The 21,952-nt window shown below is 59.9% G+C and carries 18 protein-coding genes; 7 read left to right on the top strand and 11 right to left on the bottom strand.

Annotation, left to right across the window (positions count from 1 at the left end):
* The first annotated feature begins 108 nt into the window (after nt 1-108).
* Nucleotides 109-1,344, top strand: coding sequence for an MFS transporter (locus tag ACP15U_RS11770; RefSeq protein ID WP_425045338.1), 1,236 nt, complete (start codon nt 109-111; stop codon nt 1,342-1,344).
* 61 nt (nt 1,345-1,405) lie between these two features.
* Here the strand turns inward: ACP15U_RS11770 and ACP15U_RS11765 are convergent, their stop codons facing one another.
* Genes ACP15U_RS11765 through cysS form a run of 4 tightly spaced genes read right to left on the bottom strand, consistent with a single transcriptional unit; the run spans nt 1,406 to nt 5,890 of the window.
* Nucleotides 1,406-2,182 (bottom strand): squalene/phytoene synthase family protein, encoded by a 777-nt coding sequence (locus tag ACP15U_RS11765; protein WP_425045337.1) that lies wholly within the window; start codon nt 2,180-2,182, stop codon nt 1,406-1,408.
* Nucleotides 2,179-2,898, bottom strand: a complete 720-nt coding sequence (locus ACP15U_RS11760; RefSeq protein ID WP_425045336.1) for a class I SAM-dependent methyltransferase — start codon at nt 2,896-2,898, stop codon at nt 2,179-2,181. The genes ACP15U_RS11765 and ACP15U_RS11760 overlap by 4 nt, the downstream gene beginning before the upstream one ends.
* The gene (gene cimA, locus ACP15U_RS11755; protein ID WP_425045335.1) at nt 2,898-4,517 is read right to left on the bottom strand and encodes a citramalate synthase; all 1,620 of its coding nucleotides are present in this window, start codon (nt 4,515-4,517) and stop codon (nt 2,898-2,900) included. The genes ACP15U_RS11760 and cimA overlap by 1 nt, the downstream gene beginning before the upstream one ends.
* Nucleotides 4,514-5,890, bottom strand: coding sequence for a cysteine--tRNA ligase (gene cysS, locus ACP15U_RS11750; protein WP_425045334.1), 1,377 nt, complete (start codon nt 5,888-5,890; stop codon nt 4,514-4,516). Before cysS ends, cimA begins: the two co-directional genes overlap by 4 nt.
* A 216-nt stretch (nt 5,891-6,106) precedes the next feature.
* On the opposite strand from cysS, the gene ACP15U_RS11745 reads away from it, so the two are divergent.
* Together ACP15U_RS11745 and ACP15U_RS11740 are read left to right on the top strand one after the other, a co-directional pair.
* Nucleotides 6,107-6,457 (top strand): MmcQ/YjbR family DNA-binding protein, encoded by a 351-nt coding sequence (locus ACP15U_RS11745; RefSeq protein ID WP_425045333.1) that lies wholly within the window; start codon nt 6,107-6,109, stop codon nt 6,455-6,457.
* Nucleotides 6,458-6,520: 63 nt separating this feature from the next.
* Nucleotides 6,521-7,708, top strand: coding sequence for a pyridoxal phosphate-dependent aminotransferase (locus tag ACP15U_RS11740; RefSeq protein ID WP_425045332.1), 1,188 nt, complete (start codon nt 6,521-6,523; stop codon nt 7,706-7,708).
* A 52-nt stretch (nt 7,709-7,760) separates the two neighbouring features.
* Here the strand turns inward: ACP15U_RS11740 and ACP15U_RS11735 are convergent, their stop codons facing one another.
* Nucleotides 7,761-8,273 (bottom strand): outer membrane protein, encoded by a 513-nt coding sequence (locus ACP15U_RS11735; protein WP_425045331.1) that lies wholly within the window; start codon nt 8,271-8,273, stop codon nt 7,761-7,763.
* A 388-nt stretch (nt 8,274-8,661) separates the two neighbouring features.
* Here ACP15U_RS11735 and ACP15U_RS11730 point away from each other — a divergent pair, with 388 nt between their 5' ends.
* Nucleotides 8,662-10,218 (top strand): trimethylamine methyltransferase family protein, encoded by a 1,557-nt coding sequence (locus tag ACP15U_RS11730; RefSeq protein WP_425045330.1) that lies wholly within the window; start codon nt 8,662-8,664, stop codon nt 10,216-10,218.
* 44 nt (nt 10,219-10,262) lie between these two features.
* Here the strand turns inward: ACP15U_RS11730 and ACP15U_RS11725 are convergent, their stop codons facing one another.
* From ACP15U_RS11725 to ACP15U_RS11715, 3 genes are all read right to left on the bottom strand, one after another.
* Nucleotides 10,263-11,033, bottom strand: coding sequence for a TylF/MycF/NovP-related O-methyltransferase (locus ACP15U_RS11725; RefSeq protein WP_425045329.1), 771 nt, complete (start codon nt 11,031-11,033; stop codon nt 10,263-10,265).
* A 38-nt stretch (nt 11,034-11,071) separates the two neighbouring features.
* A complete protein-coding gene (locus ACP15U_RS11720) occupies nt 11,072-11,818 on the bottom strand; it encodes a glycosyltransferase family 2 protein (RefSeq protein WP_425045328.1) in 747 nt (248 codons plus the stop codon).
* A gap of 403 nt (nt 11,819-12,221) precedes the next feature.
* The gene (locus ACP15U_RS11715) at nt 12,222-15,893 is read right to left on the bottom strand and encodes a vitamin B12-dependent ribonucleotide reductase (RefSeq protein ID WP_425045327.1); all 3,672 of its coding nucleotides are present in this window, start codon (nt 15,891-15,893) and stop codon (nt 12,222-12,224) included.
* Nucleotides 15,894-16,435: 542 nt separating this feature from the next.
* Here ACP15U_RS11715 and ACP15U_RS11710 point away from each other — a divergent pair.
* On the top strand, nt 16,436-16,885 hold the full coding sequence (locus ACP15U_RS11710; protein WP_425045326.1) for a hypothetical protein: 450 nt from the start codon (nt 16,436-16,438) through the stop codon (nt 16,883-16,885).
* An 11-nt stretch (nt 16,886-16,896) separates the two neighbouring features.
* Here ACP15U_RS11710 and ACP15U_RS11705 read toward each other — a convergent pair whose 3' ends face one another.
* Nucleotides 16,897-17,724 carry an SdiA-regulated domain-containing protein gene (locus ACP15U_RS11705; RefSeq protein WP_425045325.1) on the bottom strand — a complete coding sequence of 276 codons (828 nt, stop codon included), beginning with the start codon at nt 17,722-17,724 and terminating at the stop codon, nt 16,897-16,899.
* A gap of 173 nt (nt 17,725-17,897) precedes the next feature.
* On the opposite strand from ACP15U_RS11705, the gene ACP15U_RS11700 reads away from it, so the two are divergent.
* The gene (locus ACP15U_RS11700) at nt 17,898-18,815 is read left to right on the top strand and encodes an SH3 domain-containing protein (RefSeq protein ID WP_425045324.1); all 918 of its coding nucleotides are present in this window, start codon (nt 17,898-17,900) and stop codon (nt 18,813-18,815) included.
* Entirely contained in the window at nt 18,812-19,570 is a 759-nt protein-coding gene (locus ACP15U_RS11695; RefSeq protein ID WP_425045323.1) for a hypothetical protein, read from the top strand. Before ACP15U_RS11700 ends, ACP15U_RS11695 begins: the two co-directional genes overlap by 4 nt.
* Here ACP15U_RS11695 and ACP15U_RS11690 read toward each other — a convergent pair whose 3' ends face one another.
* Together ACP15U_RS11690 and ACP15U_RS11685 are read right to left on the bottom strand one after the other, a co-directional pair.
* The gene (locus tag ACP15U_RS11690; RefSeq protein WP_425045322.1) at nt 19,571-20,524 is read right to left on the bottom strand and encodes a metallophosphoesterase family protein; all 954 of its coding nucleotides are present in this window, start codon (nt 20,522-20,524) and stop codon (nt 19,571-19,573) included.
* A complete protein-coding gene (locus ACP15U_RS11685) occupies nt 20,514-21,944 on the bottom strand; it encodes a hypothetical protein (protein WP_425045321.1) in 1,431 nt (476 codons plus the stop codon). Before ACP15U_RS11685 ends, ACP15U_RS11690 begins: the two co-directional genes overlap by 11 nt.
* Between the last annotated feature and the right edge of the window lie 8 nt (nt 21,945-21,952).

The raw sequence follows: 21,952 nt of genomic DNA, 5'->3' as shown, positions 1-21,952 counted from the left end.
TTGACGCAACGTCACATTCTGGAAACTCAATCCGATCGGAGTTTAAGCCTCTCTCACCCACACGCAACCGGCTTGTGAGTGACCGGATTCACCGATACGGATGCGGCCATGACCCTCTCGAGTCCCATGCCTTCGCCCGCGCAGAGCGACAGCAAAGCCAAACGGAACGTGGCCGTTCTGGTGGCCGCTCAGGCATTCCTTGGCGCCCAGATGCCGATGATCTTCACCATCGGCGGACTGGCCGGGCAATCGCTGGCGGCAAATGCCTGCCTCGCAACGCTGCCGATCTCGCTGATCGTTCTCGGCTCGATGATGGCAGCGACACCTATCTCGGCAATCATGCAGCGCTGGGGGCGTCGAACCGGGTTCTTTATTGGCACGCTGGGCGGTGCGCTCGGCGGTCTGATCGGAGCCTACGGCCTCTACTACGGCTCGTTCTCCCTGTTCCTGCTTGGGAGCTTTTTTACCGGGTTCTATATGAGCGCGCAGGGCTTCTATCGCTTTGCTGCAGCCGATACCGCATCCGATGCGTTCCGGCCCAAGGCGATCTCGTACGTGATGGCGGGCGGACTGGTTTCGGCCGTGCTGGGCCCGCAATTGGTCAAGGCGACCAGCCAGGCCTTTGTGGTTCCGTTCATGGGAACTTATCTGGCCGTGATCGCGATCAACGTGATTGGGGCCTTGTTGTTTTTTCTCATCGACATTCCCCGCCCCACTCCTCCGGCAGAGAACGCCCCGCGTGGTCGCACCCGTTGGGAGCTGATCACGACGCCCCGGATCGCCGTGGCGGTGATTTGCGCCATGGTGTCCTACGCGTTGATGAACCTGGTGATGACATCGACCCCTCTGGCGGTGGTGGGTTGCGGTTTCACCGAAGGCAATGCCGCAGATGTGGTTACCGGCCACGTGCTTGCCATGTTCGCCCCGTCCTTTTTTACCGGACACTTGATCGCCCGGTTCGGGGTCGAAAAGATCGTAGCTTTAGGTCTTGTCATTCTCGCCGCCGCCGGCGCGGTTGCCCTGCAGGGCGTCGATCTGAACAATTTCTTTATTGCTCTGATCCTGCTGGGCGTGGGGTGGAATTTCGGCTTTATCGGCGCAACCACAATGCTGGCAAGCGCGCACAGCCCCGAGGAACGCGGCCGGATGCAGGGCCTGAACGATCTTCTGGTATTTGGTGGCGTCACCTTTGCCTCTCTGGCCAGCGGGGGGCTAATGAACTGTTCCGGTGGCACGCCCGTCGAAGGCTGGACCTCGGTAAACCTCGCCATGGCACCGTTCCTTGTTCTGGCTGGAGGTGCACTGATCTGGCTGACACTGAGGCCAACTGAAACACGCGCCTGACGCTGATCCGTTCGCGTTGTGCCGGCATGCCGGGTTTGCGTAAAACCGGCCCGAACCGGCCTCACCAGCGTCCGGTGAGCGACTGCCAGACCAAACCCGCGTGCGTGTGGAACCGGCTCTGCCCCAACCGCCCATCAGCCACTCGACGCGGATCGTCGATGACCTGCCTGAGGACCGAACTGGCCTGCCAAGCCGTGAGCAACGCGGGCCGGGCCTGGGCTGAGATGAGACGTCTATTGGCTCGCGCAGTTTTCAGCTTGTCCATTGCCGAAGTGGCCAGCGCTCGGACGCCCTCGGGCGTTCCGTCGAACAATGGCACCCGGCCCCGCATCTCTAGTTCAGGAACCGCCCGCAGGAACCCAGCAACACCAGCGGCATATCCGAGGTTGCGCACGGTTGCCTCGTCTGCCTGCCCCAAAGCCTGGGTGCTCACCCACATCAGGGTCGCAGCGCTCTGATCGATGTAGCTGTCGAGATGAGCGGCATCTTCGAACGGATCGCGATAGATATCCCAACGGCGCACGGCCACATAGGCATCGAGCTGGGCCGCCAGAGCCGGTGTCAGAGCCCGGGCCAGCGGGGTTACCACCTCGTGCCGCCGAACCGGACCGGCGGCGGCGATTTCGGCCAGCGCATCGCGCCACCACTGCAGGCGCATCTCGGCGATCATCGCCTCTTGCGTCACCCACGGAGCCCGGGAAACCTCAACATTCATCGCATAGATCGGAAACAGAACCCGCCGGGCTGCAACCGGCGCGGCCATCGTGGCGGAAAACCGATCAGGATCAGCCTTTTCCACCAAGGCCGCGCAGGCGGTCAGGTCCGCGTCGAATGTCACGCGGGCCGTACCAGCAGCAGTGCATAGGCGATCCGGTCAGACGCGGCTTGCCAGAGGTCCGCCTCTCGCTCGTTGAGATCCAGCATCGCTGCCAGATCAGTCCCGGGATTGTCGGCGCGCAACTCTGCGATGCGCTCACGCATCGGCCCATAATATGCCGCCCAGGGCTCGCCGATGATCAGCCTGTGATCGGCAACCGAAAAACCTGCGGCCTCGACCCGCGCCCGGATCCCGTCGAGACCAGTGATCGCCGGATACTCTTCCCAAAATGCCAGCTCAGGCTCGGTCCGTTCTCCCGGCAACATGACGGGTTCGGAAAAGGCCACCCAACCGCCCGGTTTCAACGCCTTGCGCCACAGGTTCAGGCCCTCGGTGATGCCCAGAAAATAGAGCGCCCCGGCAGACCAGATCAGATCGTGCGGTCCGCCCGGATCCGCCATGTCGCCGACCCGGGCCAGCACGCGGTCCCCGAACCGGGCGCATCGGGCCTGTGCCTCTTCGATGAATTGCGGCTGCGCGTCCACGCCGGTTATCCGGGCCTCGGGCAACGCCTCGGCCAGTGTCTCGAGGTCCGCGCCCGGGCCGCATCCGCCGTCAAACACCGACAGCTCGCCCCGCAATCCGGTCTGCTCGAGCGTCCAGATCACATCATCGGGCGACCCCGGTCCTTCCCGTTCCAACCCCTTGTGCACCAAAAAGAAATTGTCCCAGTCCATCACACCGTTGCTCCGTCGCGCAGCAGTTTCCATTGGATCGCCGCCAGCAGCGCCTCGAATGACGCATCGACGATGTTGGCGCTGACCCCGACGGTGGACCAGCTGCGCCCCTGCCCGTCTTCGCTGTCGATGATGACGCGGGTAACCGCTTCGGTTCCACCCTGCGTAATGCGGACCTTGAAATCCACAAGGCGCATGTCACCGAGGATCGCAGAATAGCGCCCCAGATCCTTGACCAGTGCCTTGGCCAATGCGTTGACCGGGCCGCGATCGCTGCCGGTCTCGTCGAGAGATTCGCTGACCGAAAGGCGTTTTTCGCCGTCGACCTTGGCGACCACGACCGCCTCTGACAGGCTGACCATTTTGTTGTACTTGTTCTTGCGGCGCTCAACCGTCACCTTGTATCGCTTGACCTCAAAGAATTCGGGCATCTGGCCCAGCTCCTCGCGGGCAAGCAACTCGAAGCTGGCCTGAGCCGTGTCGTAGGAATAACCCTCGCCCTCGCGCGACTTGATCCGGTCGAGGATGCGGCCAAGGGCGGGATCTCCCTTTGCCACCTCGATCCCCGCGTCGGAAAGTCGCTTGCGCAGGTTCGACTGTCCGGCTTGGTTCGACATTGGGATGACGCGGGTGTTGCCAATCGCTTCGGGCGCCACATGTTCGTAGGTCGAAGGGTCCTTGAGGATGGCGCTGGCATGCAGACCCGCCTTATGCGCAAACGCGGACGCCCCCACATAGGGCGCCTGTTTCATAGGTACCCGGTTCAGTATGTCGTCCAGCATCCGCGAGATCTGGCGCAGCCCGGCGAGCGCCTCCGGTGTGATCCCCGTCTCAAGGCGGCTGGCATAAGGCTCTTTCAGCAGGAGTGTCGGGATCAGCGAGGTCAGGTTTGCATTTCCGCACCGTTCACCGAGCCCGTTGAGGGTGCCTTGAACCTGCCGGGCTCCCGCATCCACGGCAGCCAATGAACAGGCCACTGCATTTTCGGTGTCGTTATGGGTGTGAATTCCCAGACGATCTCCGGGGATCCCTGCGGCGATCACCTCGGAAACGATCCGCCCGACTTCGGCAGGCAGAGCGCCGCCGTTGGTATCGCAGAGCACCACCCACCGCGCTCCGGCATCAAGCGCCGCCTTGCAGACCTGCAGGGCATAGTCGGGATTGTCCTTGTAGCCGTCAAAGAAATGCTCGGCGTCAAACAGAGCCTCGCGGCCTTGCGCAACGATATGCGCCATCGAGGCGGCAACATTTTCAACGTTTTCCTCAAGCGGAATGCCCAGCGCATCGGTCACATGATAGTCATGTGACTTGCCGACAAGACAGACGGTGCCGGTGCCGGCGTTCATAACGGCCGCCAAGACATCATCATTCTCGGCCGACCGGCCCGACCGTTTGGTCATGCCAAAGGCGGTCAGCCGCGCCGTTGTTTTCGGGGCGGCATCGAAGAAAGCGCTGTCGGTCGGGTTGGCGCCGGGCCAGCCGCCCTCGATATAATCGACGCCCAACGCATCGAGCGCCTCGGCGATCTGAACCTTTTCCGCGGTCGAAAACTGAACGCCGTGGGTCTGCTGCCCGTCCCGCAGCGTGGTGTCATAGATAAAGAGGCGTTCCTTGGTCATTCGACCGCCTCCAGCTTGGCAGCATCAAAGCCCGCTCCCGGCACGAGTTCCACACCTGCCTTGCTCATCCGCACTTCCAATCCCGCTGCGACATAACCTGCCTTCAATCGATCCACTTCCGAGAAGTCCTTGGTTTCCATGGCCGTCTTACGCGCTTCGAACAAGCGCGTCTCGTGCTCCGACAGGTCTACATCCCCTTGATCGGATACCCATGCACCCATCTCTTCGGTCAACAGCCCCAGCATCTGCGCGGAGGTCAACAGCCCTGCGGCATCCCCTTCTGCAGCAAACCGGTGCAATTCGGCAATGGCGCCCGCCGTATTGAGGTCATCGGCCAGCGCCGCGATGACAGAGGGGGCCGCGCGGGCAGCGGGCTCGATGCCCGCTGTCAGCGCCCGCCACTTGCGCAGGGTCGTTTCCGCCTCCCGCGCCTTCTTCTCGGTCCAGTCCATCGGCTTGCGATAGTGGGTCGACAGGAACACGAACCTGATCACCTCGCCCGGAACGCCCTGGTCCAGCAAGTCATGCACAGTGAAGAAATTGCCCAACGACTTGGACATCTTCTTGCCCTCGACCTGCAGCATCTCGTTATGCAGCCAGAAACGCGCGAAATCGCCGGTCGGATGCGCGCAGCAGCTTTGAGCGATCTCGTTTTCATGGTGCGGGAACATCAGGTCGTTGCCACCGCCATGGATGTCAAAGCTCTCGCCCAGAAGTTCATGGGCCATGGCCGAGCACTCGATATGCCAGCCCGGCCGACCCCGGCCCCACGGGCTTTCCCAGCCCGGCAGGTCCTCGGATGAGGGTTTCCACAGCACGAAATCCATCGGGTTCCTCTTGTAGGGAGCCACCTCAACACGGGCGCCGGCGATCATGTCGTCAACCGACCGGCCCGACAGCTTGCCATATTTCTCTTTCCAGCTGTCCACGGCGAACAGAACATGGCCCTCGGCGGCATAGGCATGACCCTTTTCGATCAGGGTTTCGATCATCGCGATCATCTGGCCGATATACTGGGTTGCCCGGGGCATGTGGTCGGGCTCGAGCGCGCCGAGCGCCCCCATGTCATCCAAAAACCACTGGGTTGTTTCGGCGGTGATCTCGCCAATCGGCCGTCCGCTCTCGGCCGCACGCGCGTTGATCTTGTCATCCACATCGGTGAAATTGCGCACATATGTGACGTGATCGGACCCATAGACCTCGCGCAATAGGCGATAGAGAACATCAAACACGACAACGGGCCGCGCATTGCCCAGATGCGCCCGATCATAAACCGTCGGGCCACAGACATACATCCGGACATTCGCGTCATCGATCGGAACGAAATCCTCTTTCGTCCTGGTCCGGGTGTTATGCAGCTTGATTGTCGTCATCGGGTCGTTTCCTTGAACAGCAGCGGCTTGCGCGTTGGCGCGGGCTTAGCAACTTGTCTCGGCGATGAAAACGAAAGAAACCGGCCCGCGATAATTTCAGCAGGTAATGCAGCAGGTAATGAGGCGAATGATCCGGTTCATGGCCCGACACCTATCACGCCGCCCGGTTTTCGCCAAGACTTGAGTGACACACCGCTCTGCGGCAAGCTGGCCGGCATGAGCCGCGATCGTATCAATGACATCTGCCGCGCCCTGCCCGGCGCCGAAGTTTCCGACCCTTGGGGCGGAGGCCATGATGCATGGAAAGTTTGCGGCAAGATGTTCGCCTGCATCGGATCCATGGCAGACGGCGTTTCCGTCAAGACGCCCGATGTCGAGACTGCACAGATGCTGATCGAGGCCGGTATCGGCGAAAAGGCCCCCTACTTCCACCGCAGCTGGATCCGGTTGCCGATGGAGACCGAAACGGACGAATTGCGCCATCGCCTGCACAGCTCATACGACATCGTGCGCGGCGCATTGACGAAAAAACTGCAAGCGACATTGCCCGAGCGCAAACGCGATTGACAAAGGCAATCGGCTCTGCGCCTCTCCAAAAATGCAGGTCGGGGAAACTCGGGTAACAGGATAATGAAACTCTCGCATCGCATCACGCACCTGACCGGCGGAGGATCGGACGGATGGGACGTCTTCTACCGGTCCCGTCAGATGATCTCGGACGGTATCGACGTCACAGAGCTGACCATTGGTGAGCATGACATCCGTACGGCCCCGTCGATCCTCGCGACGATGGACGCCGCGGCGCGCGGCGGCCATACCGGCTATGCCTCGGTTCCCGGCATTCCTTCGCTGCGCGACCAGGTCGCCGCCCGGGTTCAGGAGCGGACCGGCGTGTTGACCACACGCGACAATGTGGTGATCACGCCGGGTGGACAAGCCGCGCTCTTTGCGGCCCACGCAGCGGTCTGCGATGCGGGCGATACGGCGCTCTATTTCGATCCCTACTATGCCACGTATCCCGGCACCATCCGTGGCGTTGGCGCAACGGCCCGCGCCGTGCAGGCCCGGGCCGAGAACGCGTTCCAACCCAAAGCCGCAGATGTCGATGCTGCCGCAGAAGATGCCGTGTCACTGCTCATCAACACGCCCAACAACCCTACCGGGGTCGTATACTCCCAAGATACCCTTAAGGAGATTGCGGAGGTTTGCCGCCGAAGAGATCTCTGGCTGATCTCCGATGAGGTTTATGACACGCAGGTCTGGGAAGGCGAACACATCTCACCTCGGGCGTTGCCCGCCATGGCAGACCGCACTTTGGTGGTGGGCTCAATGTCGAAATCCCACGCCATGACCGGGTCACGCTGCGGTTGGATCGTAGGCCCGCAGGAGGCGGTAGAGCACCTGATCAATCTGTCGACCCATACGACCTACGGCGTACCCGGATACATTCAAGATGCTGCAGAATATGCACTGAAACAGGGATGTGATCTCGAACAGGAGATCGCAGCCCCGTTCAGGACCCGCCGCGCCGTTGCCCAACAGATCCTTGCCCGTCAAAATCTGCTGGGCCTCGTGCCAGCGCAGGGCGCGATGTATCTGATGCTGGATGTCAGGGCGACCGGGATGACCGGCGAAGAGTTCGCCAACGCTCTGCTCGACGCCCACCGGATTGCGGTCATGCCCGGTGAAAGCTTTGGACAGGCCGCAACAGGGCATATCCGCGTGGCATTGACCGTGGACGACACGAAATTCGCCGCCGCGATGGAAAAACTATGCGACTTTGCCGCGCAATGCGCGGCCATGCGCAGGACGGCATGAAAAAGAGGCCGGGTTTCCCCGGCCTCTCTGGTTCCACCGTGAGTGGGTTTGGTCAGAACCGGAACGATGCACGCAGGTTGAGCGTATCGGCCTTTGCGTCGCCGGCACCGTTCACATTGCTAAAATCATGGCGCAGAATTTCGCCGCTGAACGACCACTGATCGGTCACTGGAACCCCAAGGCCAAGCCCGTAGAGATACCCGCTTTCGTTGCCCGTCGAGAAATCGGCATTTGCGCCGCCCAGAACCGCATAACCGAGAACCGCGCCGAAATCATACCCAGCCTTGAGTTTCAGGCGGGCCACGTTGTCCAGCTGCGCAGCTCCGTTTCCAAGCGATATGTTGGTGCGGTCATATTCGAACTCGCCACCCAGAACGATGTCTCCGAAATCGTAGTCATAGCCGAGATGAACACCATACGAGGTGTTGTCACCATCCAGAGCACCGGGGCCGTCTGCATCGGTCTGCCCGATCCCGATACCGCCATAGGCACCGGTCCAGTCGCCTGCAATCGCGGGTGTGGTCAACAGAGCCGAGGCCACAAGCGCAGGGGTCAAGAGTTTCATTTCAGTATCTCCTGTTTCCTTGAGTGGCGAGGGGCGCAATCGTCCCTCGCCACAACAAAAACGTGGGAATTGTGGTGTTCACGTTCAAATCACGGATGTGCACTTCCGCCGGAACCTGCCGATACTCGCCCCAAATCGGCAGAAATTAGCGTTCGCTTTCAGGAAACCGGGTCGCAAACAGAACAGATTGACGCAGGGGGCTTGTCAAAATCCCTTAAAAACCGGGACATCCGAGGATAAACCGTGCAAGGCGCATTCAGCAAAGTTGCTCTTGTCTGTCGCACCATCGGGGCAAATCGCGGACGCGCGGCGCGCGGCCGTCCGGGCCTGATCTGAAATCTCCTTTTTTGGACTCTGATCAGAAACCTCCCGATACCGGACTCTCTACATGAACGAAATCTCCCGCTCTTCTTCGCCATCGGCCTCCCGCAGCGGTGGCCGCGCCGCCCGCCGTGCAGCCCGTGCCACGGCCTTGCCCGATCATCTGCGCCCCATTCGCCCCGGCCTTGAAGGCGGGCAATACAATCCGCTGTCGCAGGCAGACATGGAGCGCATACACAATACCGCCCTCGATGCACTGGAACGGATCGGTCTTGCCGACGCGCCAGAGAGCGGGGTCGCCTATCTGATCGCGGCGGGATGCGTACTGGGAGAAGACGGCCGCATCCGGTTTCCCCGGGCGCTGGTCGAGGACACTTTGGCCCGCGCCAACCGCTCGGTTATGCTGTGCAGTCGCGATGGTAAAACCGATCTCGACCTGTCAGGCTCACGCGTCCACTACGGCACAGCCGGTGCGGCCGTTCACATGGTCGACGTGCATGGTCGGGAATACCGCGATTCCACCGTGCAGGATCTGCACGATGCCTCTCGGATCTGCCAGCAGCTCGACAACATCCATTTTGTGCAGCGCCCAATGGTCTGCCGGGATATCCCCGATAATCGCGAGATGGATCTGAATACGATCTATGCCTGTTGCTCAGGCACGTTCAAACATATCGGCACCTCCTTTACCGACCCATCTTACGTCGCGCCGGCCACCGAGATGCTGCACATGATCGCTGGTGGCGAGGACAAGTGGCTCGAACGACCATTTGTGTCGAACTCCAACTGCTTTGTTGTGCCCCCGATGAAATTCGCCACCGAAAGCTGCGAAGTGATGGAGGCCTGCATCAAGGCCGGTATGCCGGTGCTGCTGCTGTCAGCAGGTATGGCCGGGGCAACCGCGCCTTCGACCATCGCCGGGGCCATCGTACAGGCCGTGGCCGAATGCCTTGCCGGATTGGTCTATGTGAACGCGGTGAAGCCGGGTGCGCCAGCGATCTTTGGCACATGGCCATTCGGGCTTGATCTGCGCAGCGGGGCAATGACCGTCGGATCGGGGGAACAGGCCCTGTTGAGCGCTGGATGCGCGCAAATGCACCGGTTCTATGACCTGCCGGGCGGGGCTGCTGCCGGTGCGTCGGATGCCAAGCTGCCTGACATGCAGGCGGGGTGGGAACAGATGTGTTCAAACGTTATGGTCGGGCTCTCTGGGCTCAACATGGTTTATGAGGCCGCCGGAATGCATGCATCTCTGCTGGGGTTCTGCCACGAGTCCCTGATCCTCGGCGATGACCTGATCGGACAGGCCATGCGCTGTGTGCGTGGCATCGAAGTCACCGACGAGACGTTGGCGCTCGACCAGATCGCCGAAGTCTGCCTCGGGGGCAGCGGGCATTACCTCGGCACGGAACAGACGCTTGGCCGGATGCAATCCGATCACGTCTATCCCGCGCTCGGAGATCGCAGCTCACCCAAGGAATGGGCAGAACTGGGTAAACCGGACCTGATCGAAAAGGCGATCGCCCGAAAGGAACAGATCCTGTCCGAGCCATCGCCGGCGCAGTTCGACCCGGCGCTCGACATGGCAATCCGCGAGACCTTCAGGATCCATCTGCCACTCTGAGGCGGTCGGCCGACCGGGCACGGGGTTCTTGTTCGCGTTTCCTGCTAGCGCATCAGGATCCCCTGCCCGGTCGGCAGCGACATGATCATCCTGTCTGCCTTGGCGGCAAACGCGTTCCACGCGGCGTTCTGCTCTTCGTGGCCGGACAGGCCGTAATCATCCAGAACGATGATCCCGCCCGGCGTGATCCGATCCCAGATCGCCTCGATCACACCAATCTCGGCCGACGTGATATTGAGATCGATCGAGATGTAGCTGAGGCTATCGAACGAAACTTCGTCAATCGAACCCGGCAGCAATCCCTGCACCAGCTCCACATTGGGATGCGGCGCGAACTGTTTGCGGGCAAATTCGATGATGTTGGTGTTGGCCGGGTTTCCAGCATACATGTTCTTGTTCATCTTGTGGACACCGGCCATTTCGTTTTCGCTGGCCATGTCAACCGGGATGCCCTCGTAGGTGTCGAACAGAAAGAACTTCTTGCCGCTTTCATCGAACTTGGTGTTTCGCACGATCATCGTCGACAGAAGCCCGGTATTGACTCCGAACTCGGCAAAATCCCCGTCAATCCGCAAGCAGCACTCGGCCGCCCAGAGGCAGACATGAACCCGCCAGCGGATGTCGGGCGTTCCGCCGATCCAATGCGGTTCACTTTCCTTGCAGACCTGCTCCCAACTCTGCTGAAACGCGTCATCATGCAGAAAGGGTATATACTTCTTGCGCACCGCAAGATGATCACCGAAATAATCATACTTGTATGGCGCGCGGGTCAGCGCTCGGCGCAGATAGCGGATTGATGATGTAATCGGGTCCACTTTCGGCCCTCCTGAATGTAATACGCTGCACGCTTGTTTTAGCGCGCCTTGAGAACCTGTTTCAAATAGGCCAGGCGGTCGCGGAAAGCCTCGGAGCCGCTGAACTTCTGACGCACATATGCCAGTTCGCGCCGCCGCAGGTCGGGTGTCACGCCGGCGCTGACCTGCCCGGCATGCAACCGGTTCAGGATCAGCGTATCGGGCAGGATTGCCGGCGGGCCATACTGCAATTCGTAGCGGCGGTAAATTTCCACATCCATCAGCCAGATCAAGTCTTCGTCGAACTCCAGAACCTTGTCACGGCGAGCGGCCAGAACCGACGGGCTGGACACCGTATTCTTGCCGAAATGGATCTGCGGATGCATCCGGGGGATCATCGGCCGCTCGACCGTGGTGCCATCGCGGGTTACGCCCGAACCACACAAGGCCCACGACACGTGAGGATCGGCAAAGCCCGCTGCGATCTTTTCCAGCGCATCGTCCCCGCTCAGCAGATCATCCTGAAACAGCACTTTGACGATATCACCCCGGGCATGGCGGATTGCGTTGTTGCAATTGGCCGATGCCTGCCGCTTGCCTTCACGGAACCACAGGTGCCGAACCGCCATGCCAGCGCCCGCTGCGTCACAGACCTCTTGCACGGCGCTCTCGTCGGATTGATCCGAAACGATCACTTCGAAACTCCGAAAGGTCTGCTTTTTCAGGACATCGAGAGATTCCCTGAGGAAGCGCGCGCCGTCGCCTCCCATGTCATACGCAGGAATGCAAATGCTGAGGTCTGGCAAGCTGCACCCTCCTGCTGTCATCCGATTGAACCGGTTCGGTTATCGGACGAAAAAATGGGGGGCACAAGCCCCCCAGTTTCGCCATCCAAGCTCATCTAGTTTACCGCCCGGTGTTTTTTTGCCTGCGGCCTGGACGTCGTCTGGGGCGAGCGCACCCGCCCCTTGGGAGAGTGGGAAGGACTAGGTCTTTCCGTCCCACCCTGTGACCCGGCAGCCGTCCCCCGCCTGCCGAGCGGACCCTTGATCAGAGGCGCTTACACGCACGATCCCGAGTCCTTCTGTTTCGTCGGGACCAGCCTTCCCCAAGGTTGGCCAGTCCCTACACGCCCTCGGGCGCGATCCTTTGTCAGTGCCCCTCATCTCGCATCGAAATCCGGTTCGAAATTCTGAGATGGGGCCGGCATCAGCTACACCCGCTCGTTGCGCCGCAGGTGTTGCATTTCATGCAGGTGCCGTTGCGCACCAGCGTATAGTTGCCGCATTCGCCGCAGGGGTCGCCCTCATAGCCCTGCATCTTGGCTTTGGTGCGGGCGTCCATGCTGACTGTTCCGGTGGACAATGCGGTGGACTCCACCGCCGCTGCCGAGCCGGTTTCCGGCACCAGCGTCTGCAGTGCCGTGACCGGATCAGCCGCCCCGCTGAGCGCCGTTCCACCCAGCGACTGGCCGCCATTCAGAACCACGAGATCTTGCGGAAGACGCTTGCGAAGATACCCGGTCGAACTGATTTGTTTCAGAACCTCCAAGGACTTGGACGCCGCAGTTTCACTGATCTCGCTGACGTTTGACACGCCTTCCTCTTCACCGCGGCCGATATCGTCAAAGGTCGCGCCTTCGGGCTTTACATGCGCCAGATCGGTGCGGTCGAGATAGGACACTGCCAGCTCGCGGAAGATGTAATCGAGGATCGATGTTGCGTTCTTGATCGAGTCGTTGCCCTGCACCATCCCGGCCGGTTCGAACTTGGTGAACGTGAAGGCGTCAACGAACTCCTCCAGCGGCACGCCATACTGCAGACCAACCGACACTGCGATGGCGAAGTTGTTCATCATCGCCCGGAAGCCAGCGCCTTCCTTGTGCATGTCGATAAAGATTTCGCCCAGGCTTCCGTCGCCGTATTCACCGGTGCGCAGGTACACCTTGTGACCACCGACAATCGCCTTTTGAGTATAGCCCTTGCGGCGCTCCGGCATCTTCTCGCGATGCGACTTGACGACCTCTTTGACCACTACCTTTTCGATGATCTTCTCGGCCAGAACGGTCGCCTTTTCGGCCGGGGTTCCGGTTTCGAGGGTTTCGGCCGCCTCGTCGTCATCCTCGACCAGTGCCGCTGCCAGCGGCTGGCTCAGCTTGGAGCCGTCGCGGTAGAGGGCATTGGCCTTGATGCCGAGGCTCCAGCTCAGTTCGTAGGCTTTCTGGCAATCCTCGATGGTCGCGTCATTGGGCATGTTGATCGTTTTGGAGATCGCGCCCGAGATGAACGACTGCGCTGCGGCCATCATGGTGATATGGCTGTCCACGCTGAGGAACCGCTTGCCCTTCTTGCCGCAGGGATTGGCGCAATCGAAGATGGAGTAGTGCTCCTCGTTCAGGTGCGGCGCACCCTCCAGCGTCATCGTTCCGCAGACGTGGTCATTGGCGGCGTCAATGTCGGCGCGGGTAAATCCGAGGTGACGCAACAGGTCAAAGGTCGGGTCGTTCAGCTTTTCTGCCGGGATGCCCAGCACACCGGTGCAGAACTCCTCGCCCAGCGTCCACTGGTTGAAGACAAAGCGGATATCAAAAGCCGATTCCAGTGCGGCATCGACTTTGGCCAATTCGTTGGGGCCAAACCCGTGACCGGTCAGGGATGTGTGGTTGATCCCCGGCGCGTTACCGATGGTTCCGTGTCCGACTGCATAAGAGACGATTTCTTCGATCTGGGAAGACGAATAACCCAGACCTTCAAGCGCCGACGGCACCGAGCGGTTGATGATCTTGAAATAGCCGCCACCAGCCAGCTTCTTGAACTTCACAAGGGCAAAGTCCGGCTCGATCCCGGTTGTGTCGCAGTCCATCACCAGCCCGATGGTGCCGGTCGGCGCGATCACCGTGGCTTGCGCGTTACGGTAACCGTTCTTTTCGCCGAGGCTCAATGCTTCGTCCCAGGCCGACATGGCCAGATCAATCAGACGGGCATCGGGGCAATTGGCGTGGTCCAGCGGCACCGGCTTGACGCTCAGCTTTTCGTAGCCGTCCGTTGCGCCATAAGCGGCATTGCGATGGTTACGCATGACCCGCAGCATGTGATCGGCGTTGCGGGCATAGCCGTCAAAGGTGCCAAGCTCGCCAGCCACTTCGGCCGAAGTTGCATAGGCCACACCGGTCATGATTGCGGTCAATGCGCCGCAAAGCGCCCTGCCCTCGGCCGAGTCGTAGCCGTAACCCATGTTCATCAGCAGGCCGCCGATATTGGCATAACCAAGCCCCAGCGTGCGGAAATCATAGGACAGCTGCGCGATTTCCTTCGACGGGAACTGCGCCATAGTCACGCTGATCTCGAGCGTCAGGGTCCAGAGCCGCGTCGCATGCATGTAATCCTCAGCCTGGAACTGATCGCCCTTGAGGAAAGTCAGCAGGTTCATAGAGGCGAGGTTGCACGCCGTGTCATCAAGGAACATGTATTCCGAGCACGGGTTGGAGCCGCGGATCTCGCCGTCTTCCGGGCAGGTGTGCCATTCGTTGACGGTGTCGTGGTACTGGATGCCCGGATCGGCACAGGCCCATGCGGCATGGCCAACCTTCTCCCACAGATCGCGCGCCTTGACTGTTTTCGACACCTTGCCGTCGACCCGGTTTATCAGCTCCCAGTCCGCGTCTTTCTCGACCGCCTTGAGGAAGGTGTTGGTCACACGGATCGAGTTGTTCGAGTTCTGTCCCGAGACCGAGCTGTATGCTTCGCTGTCCCAGTCGGTATCATAGGTCGGGAATTCGATGCTGGTGTGACCCTGACGGGCATAATCCAGCACGCGTTTGACATAGGTTTCAGGGATGGCGACTTTCTTGGCCTCACGGACGGCCTGCTTCAGACCACCGTTCTTGGAAAGATCATAGGCGTCCTCCTCGGCGCCGTCCCAGTTGCGGATGGCTGCAAAGATGCCGTTCAGCATCTTTTCGTGCATCTTCGAGCCAGCCACGATGGACGCGACTTTCTGCTCTTCGAGAACCTTCCACTGGATGAAGTCCTCGATATCTGGGTGATCGGCGTCCACGATCACCATCTTCGCTGCCCGACGGGTTGTCCCGCCTGATTTGATCGCACCGGCGGCGCGATCCCCGATTTTCAGAAAGCCCATCAAACCCGAGGACTTGCCACCGCCCGACAGCGCTTCGCCTTCGCCGCGCAAGTGGCTGAAATTGGTGCCGGTTCCCGACCCGTACTTGAACAGGCGGGCCTCACGCACCCAGAGATCCATGATGCCGCCTTCGTTGACCAGATCGTCCTGCACACCCTGGATGAAGCAGGCATGCGGCTGCGGGTGCTCGTAAGAGGATTTCGACTTGGTCAGCTTGCCGGTTTTGTAGTCAACATAGTGGTGACCCTGCGCCGGTCCGTCGATGCCATAGGCCCAGTGCAGACCAGTGTTGAACCACTGAGGGCTGTTCGGGGCGGCCCGCTGGGTAGCCAGCATAAAACGCATTTCGTCGTAATAGGCGCGCGCGTCCTCTTCGGTGGAGAAATAGCCGCCCTTCCAACCCCAATAGGCCCACGCCCCGGCGAGGCGGTCAAACACCTGCTTGGAAGACGTTTCACCGGCAAACTCCACATCGTCGTCGGCAGGAACCGACCGCCACAGAAATTCCGGGACATCCTTTTCGCGCACTTTCTTGAGGCGTGCCGGCACGCCGGCCTTGCGGAAGTATTTCTGGGCGATCACGTCGCTGGCGACCTGGCTCCAGCTTGCGGGGATCTCAATGCCGTCGAGACGAAAGACAATGGTGCCATCTGGATTGCGGATTTCCGAGGTCGCCTCGACAAAATCCAGCTCCGCATATGCGTCCTGCCCTGCCTTCGTGAATTTTCTTTCGATTTTCATCCTGCCGTCTCGCTTTTCAGTTCTATCCCTTGGCCGTGGCGGCCCTCAAAAAGCCCCAGAACAGGCCCAATCGACCCTGCCTGGATTCGAGACAGAAGCCATGCGTCGCAGCCCCTCGCTCCTGGCCGCGCCGTTTGTTCCACCGATGAATTACAAGTGGTGCCCTTCTGTCCCTGCCATCCGCCGCCCTTGGCTGACTACACCATATTTTGTGGCTGCGGAGTTGGTTCACACAATTTGGCGTATCACACCATATCTGGTCAACGGTATTTTTACCCAAAAAACAGATTCTTTTTGGTTGACCTCATATGGGGGGCAAGCCTCGCGTGATTCATCCACAACGCACTCGGATCCGCGGAAACTTAACAACATCGCACAGAGCTTTGAAAAACGGTTGAAATGCAACGCGCCGGATCAATCTTTTGCACAGGGCGTTAACTTTTTGCGGCAGAGCATGCATACAGGAAGCCCCAGACCGCACGGCCCGGCATAGCCGCGCAAAAGTGGAACAACCTGTTGCTTAACGGACAAGGATCTACCTGATGCGCGTCTCTTTAATGTTTCTCATCATGGCGGCGCTCGCAGCGTGTGCGCCACAAGATGTAGGGACCGTCAGCAACAGGGCACGATTCACCGAATACCCTGAAGGCTTGTTTGCAGCGTTTGAAACCGCCTGCTCCGGCCCGGCTCAGAGTTTCTCCCGTCTCGAGCGCGGACTGATCGAGTGCCGGGAATACCTGCCGCCGGAACCGACCGCCGCCATTATCCTTGGATATGATGGCACGCCCGAAAAGTTGCCGCAGCTGGTTATTCGGTTTCAGACCACCGAAGAACGGACTGATACCGATCAGCCCGGCTATGTGGTGGTCAACGACATGTATCTTAACGTACCTCAGAAAACCGGCCCCGATCTGAAGGTTCGGCAACGGGATGACCGCCTGATGCGGATGCTGTCGGATCTGTATCGTCGCGCCGGTGGCGTGCCGGGATAAACCGACCACGCCTAAAGCGCTGGCATCTCGAACACGAACAGGCGCGATTTCTTGCCATCATCGGTCAGGACAAAAAGGCGCCCTGCCTCTTCGTCGAGCGCAATCCCCTCCGCATTGCGGATCGATTTGGTTTTGCCGTCTTTCTCGTACTCGAGCTCAATCGTCGCCACGGTGTTTTCCCGGGGATCGAAGACAAATATCCGGCGGCCCGTGTCGCTCAGCATCCACAACAGCCCCGATGACGCCGACCATGCAAGGCCACTGACATCGAGTTCCTCGTCATTGGCATGGGGGGAAACAAACCCGAGATCCGATTTCAGTTCCAGCGCATCAAGGATTTCATCCAGTCCCGGAGATAGTGTCAGCAGCAACCGGGGTTGCCCTTCGATCGACACATAGACGGCGCCTGTTTCCGGATCCGTCGCGATTCCCTCGGGGCCTTTGTTATCGGGGTTTCCCTCGAGTAGTGGAGAAATCTCTGCGAAGCCGCGCATGGCAGACAGGGGAAGCCTTTCGATCCGGGGCGGATCTTCGGGGTAAAGGACGCTCACCGACCAATCCTGCTCCATGAGCATCAAAACCGCCCCGTCGGGCCGGGCGGTGACGCCCTCGAGGTCGGTTCCAGTTCCCTCGGGCAGACGAAACGCATTCACCAGATCGCCCCCGACCGTCATGAGATGGAGTTTTGCCTCGGCATCGCTCACGGACCACAGATGCCCGTTGATGGACGACATCGACAACCCGGACGGCTCCGAATAGCCTGCCGCTTCGTCGCGGATCTTGAACCTGTCGATCATTAAAAGGTCAGCTGCCAAGGCACCGTTGACCCACAGGGCCAAGACCCCTACCCCCGCACCGCAAATGGCTGAGCGGTTCCTCGAGATCACGCGGGACAATCCGGAATGAGGTGCCGGGTGCTCATTCCATTCGCACTGTTCATGGCAAATATCCTCCTAAGTGTTTGACCCGCGCCATTCTTTCACTAGCCTGACAACAGTGGGAGGCTACGGCAATGCTCAATCGACTGATTATTCTATGCGGCTGTCTGACATTCGGCTTATACGGGCCGGCATCAGCGGACGCCGATGGGCCGGACTTCTTTTCGGTGACCGGCGTCGCCGCGAACGACGTTCTGAACATCCGCTCGGAACCTTCGGCGTCGTCACAAAAAACCGGCCAGATTCCACCCGATGGAAATGGTATTCGAAATCTCGGCTGTACAGGCGGATTGAGCTATGCCGAATGGGAAAAGGCGACCGAATCCGAACGCGAAGCAGCCGCCAAGAAGCGCTGGTGTCAGGTAGAGTACAAAGGTGCCACCGGCTGGGTGGCAGGATGGTTTCTGACGGAGGGTTCCGAGGTCGCACACTCGGACCCGGCCTTTGACTGTTCCAAGGCGTCAGGCGAGGTGGAAACCCGGATCTGCGCTGATCCTTGGCTGGGTCGGCTGGATCGCGAGCTGTCGCGCCTTTATGGTCTGGCTCTGGCCGGAGGCAGTGTTTCGGAGGATCGGCGCGCGGAACTCAAGGCGTATCAGCGCGGATGGATCAAAGGTCGCAACGACTGCTGGAAGGCCGGCGATATCCCCGGATGTATCAGCGCCTCCTACGTGCAACGGATTGCTGAGCTCAGAACCGGATATGCTGACGCCCGGTCGCAAGACGCCAATGGTCTCTCTGCCGGGCCCTTTGCCTATGCCTGCCCCGGATTCGACGCGCTGTTGTCTGTAACCAGCATCGCTGCCGATCCCGCGGCGATCGCAGTTAGATGGCGCGAAAACGAAGTTTCGCTGACACAGGTTCCCGCTGCTTCGGGCAGCCGGTTCGAGGATGCAGCCGGAGAGTTTGTGTTCTGGATGAAGGGCGAAGACGCGCTGTTTTCACGCCCGAACCATTCCGAGCTGAACTGCAAGACAGAGGAAACAGGTTGAAACAGAACCAAGCCCTGATGGCCTTGTTGGCGATTCTGGCATTGCCGGTCGCCGCCACGGCGCAGGTGGACCCGGCAACCCTGCTGGCGGGGTCGACCGACGGAGAGATCGACATTGGACAGGGCTGGATACAGTTTCGCGGCCCGCAGGAACTGGTGAAATTCGTGTTTGCCGTCGTAACCACGGTCGCCCTGACAGGATTGATCGTCTATCATCCGGTCAGGCGAAAATCCCGCAGAACGGTTGCGGATCTGGTGATGCCGCGGCTCTTCTTTCTGTATTCGCTGATTGGAATGGCCGCAGGTTTTCTCGTGGTTCAGCACGGGTCGATCATCGGCTTTGTGATCTTCGGGATCGGTGCCCTGCTGAGATTCCGTTCGAATCTGGATGACCCGGTCGACACGGTCGAGATGATCGTTGTGACAGTGCTAGGTCTTGCCGTTGGCCTTGGGCTGCCGGTCATGGCATTTCTTGTGGCGGTGGTAAGCTGGTGCTTCATCTGGCTGGGCGGCAGGAATGCCGGCGTCGAGATATCACTGAAAGCTGCTGACGAAGCACATTCACTCGAAGCCGCGAACCAGGTCGAACAGATGGCATCTAGTGCCGGATGGAAGCTTATCCGCAAACACCATGTGCCGGGAAAATCCCGCGTGGCGCTGCTTTATGTTACGTCGGGCGGGCTAAGCGATGCCCGGATCGAGTCGATGATATCGGAGTCCGTTCCGGAACATGTCGACCTCAAGATGACGTTGTAATCAGCGGAACAGATCAAGACGTTTCAGCACAGCCTTGGGTGTTCTGACCTCAGCTGGCAGAGATCGCGGATCAACTCGGGTTCTGAAATCAGGTGCCTTATAGGCCTCGACGTCAAAGTGGCCGCTGGCGTCAATGTCGATATGCGTGAAACTATGCGCAGATCTATCCGTTTCGCCGATCAATCGACGGGAACCGCCCCCCAGGCAAGCCTGCGATACATAGGCAACCCCGTCCTTCCAACCCGGGAAATAAGCGTGGTGATGCCCTGACAGATGCAGGACAACCCCGTTCCGGTGATACAGATCTTCGAGACCGGGATCCCCGATGATCTCGCGTTCTCGCTGTTGCGCAAAGGGCCAGAGCGGGAGATGGCTGAAGGTCACCACAGGATTGCCTGTGTCCGACAGGGCGGAAAGCTCCCGCATTTGTGACCCCGTTAATGGCCCAAGCGTAGTTGCATCCAGAGACACAAACGTGATGCCTTCCATTTCAAAGGTATAGAAAAACGGATAGCCGTCGCCATTGACTAAGTTCAAACCGGGCTTTCGGGCACCCCATTCTTGCGCGAAAATCTGTCGTTCCCGCTCGAACCCGCCATAGGCCGAGGCGTCGTGATTGCCGGGTGTGACGGCAAACGGAATCCCGGCCCTTTCCAGCGGATCGCTGACCGCCTTGTGAAACGCCCGCCACATGGCGCGGACCTCTGATTCCGAAAGGTGTGGCTTGCGCTGGCCCGCCACCATGTCTCCGGTCGAGATGACCAGATCCGGTTTCATCTCGATGATACGCGCGACGGCATTGCTGACCCGCGCGTCATACCGCACTGACCCGTAACTGCCGTTGAGATCCGAGATGACAATGACATCAAGCGCCGCGACCATCCGGGCAGGCAGAAGCAGAACCAGCAGCGCCGCCGCCACCTGCAGGCGGTTTCTGCCGAACCTACGGGGCATTGCAATCCAACTGAACCAAGTCTGTGGCGCCAGTTGCAAAGAAGGCCCTGGCATCAAGATCGAAGGCGAGTTCACCGGCAAGGCATGACGTCCTAAGGATGTTTGTCGCAAGGTTGGTGTTCTTGACCACCTGCTGAACCTGCCTACCAGTCAGACCAAGGCTGCTGGTCAGCCATTGATACACCGGCCCCTGCGCCTGAAGATCCGCATCCAGCATGACCAGCTTGCGATAGGTATCGGAATTGAAATGCCGGATCTTCTCCAGCATCTGGGTCGACTTGGCAAAATTGGCATATTCGACCCGCCCGCCGGCGTCATTGTCGTTCAGGTTGGTGCGGCGGATCAGGATTGCATTTTCAGGCACCTCTCCGTCGTCAGGTTCGTGGTGTTTCGCCTTTTTGTGATGCAGCTTGCCGCTCTCGCTCCAGTACCAATAGGGGGTGAAGTCGATATTCCCCACCCTATCCTGCTGGCTGAAAATGAAATCGAGTAAAACGATTTCAGTCAGTTCCTGCATCCAGAACACCATCTGGCGCTCGCTCACATCCGGCCCGAGATCCTTGTTGATCTGACGGTCTTTGCGGCCTTGTTTCAGACCCTCCGTGATCGCATCAGTCAGTCCGGAGGCGGAGCGCAAGGCCAGAAAGGCGGGCGTTTCCTGAAAATCCCGGTTCTGGCCCTTGCCCCAACCCGATTTTCGGGTGCCGTTGATTTCCGATCCGTATCGGTGGCCCGGGCTGTCCAGAATCGTGCCGTAAATCTGCCTGCGATCCTTTGTAAACAGGTCGTCTGTCGGCTTGTAGCTGTCGGGATTTCGGTCAGCCGCGACGAAAGCGCGCCAGCCTTCGTGGTTCATGCGCCCGCCATGGGACCCGCCCGAGATCGACAGTCCGGCCTCGGCAACTTCGGAAAGATGCGCCGCCGCGTCCATGCTGCGCCACACCGCCACCGGAACCTTTACGGTCGTGTCGAGATAGCGTGAAAAATGATAGTATAGCAGCGGCGCGGCCGAAAAGGTTCCGCTGGTCCCTTTCTGGTTCATCGTCGACTTGAACTTGGCAATTCTGTCCTTGGCCAGATTGCCCGCCGATTTGCCTTCCTTGCAGGCGTTCCGTTCAAACCCGGAGCGGTCACCGGCATATGGGCCTTCGGAAATATCATAGATGGCCGTCCCCGGACTGGTGCTCCACGTCTTTGGACACAAGGCAATGCTGGCCGCGTAGAAATCAATACCGCAGTAACCGGCTTCTTGTTCCCGGTCGTGATCGGAATAGGATCCACCGGGGATATCAGAGATCCGGATGCAGCGTTCGGTGACCGCGTTGGGGCTTTGAAAGGTGACCTCCCTGCCGGTTACAGCATCGCCGGCCCAGAGCGTCGATGGTAAAAAACAGAACAGAGCGAGCCATTTACGCGCCATTTCTGAAC

Origin of the sequence: Primorskyibacter sp. S87 (assembly GCF_049801055.1) — a bacterium.
GTDB lineage: Bacteria > Pseudomonadota > Alphaproteobacteria > Rhodobacterales > Rhodobacteraceae > JBNAGF01.
Note: the sequence above shows the minus strand (reverse complement) of the source record. Positions and strands in the feature narration are given on the sequence as shown.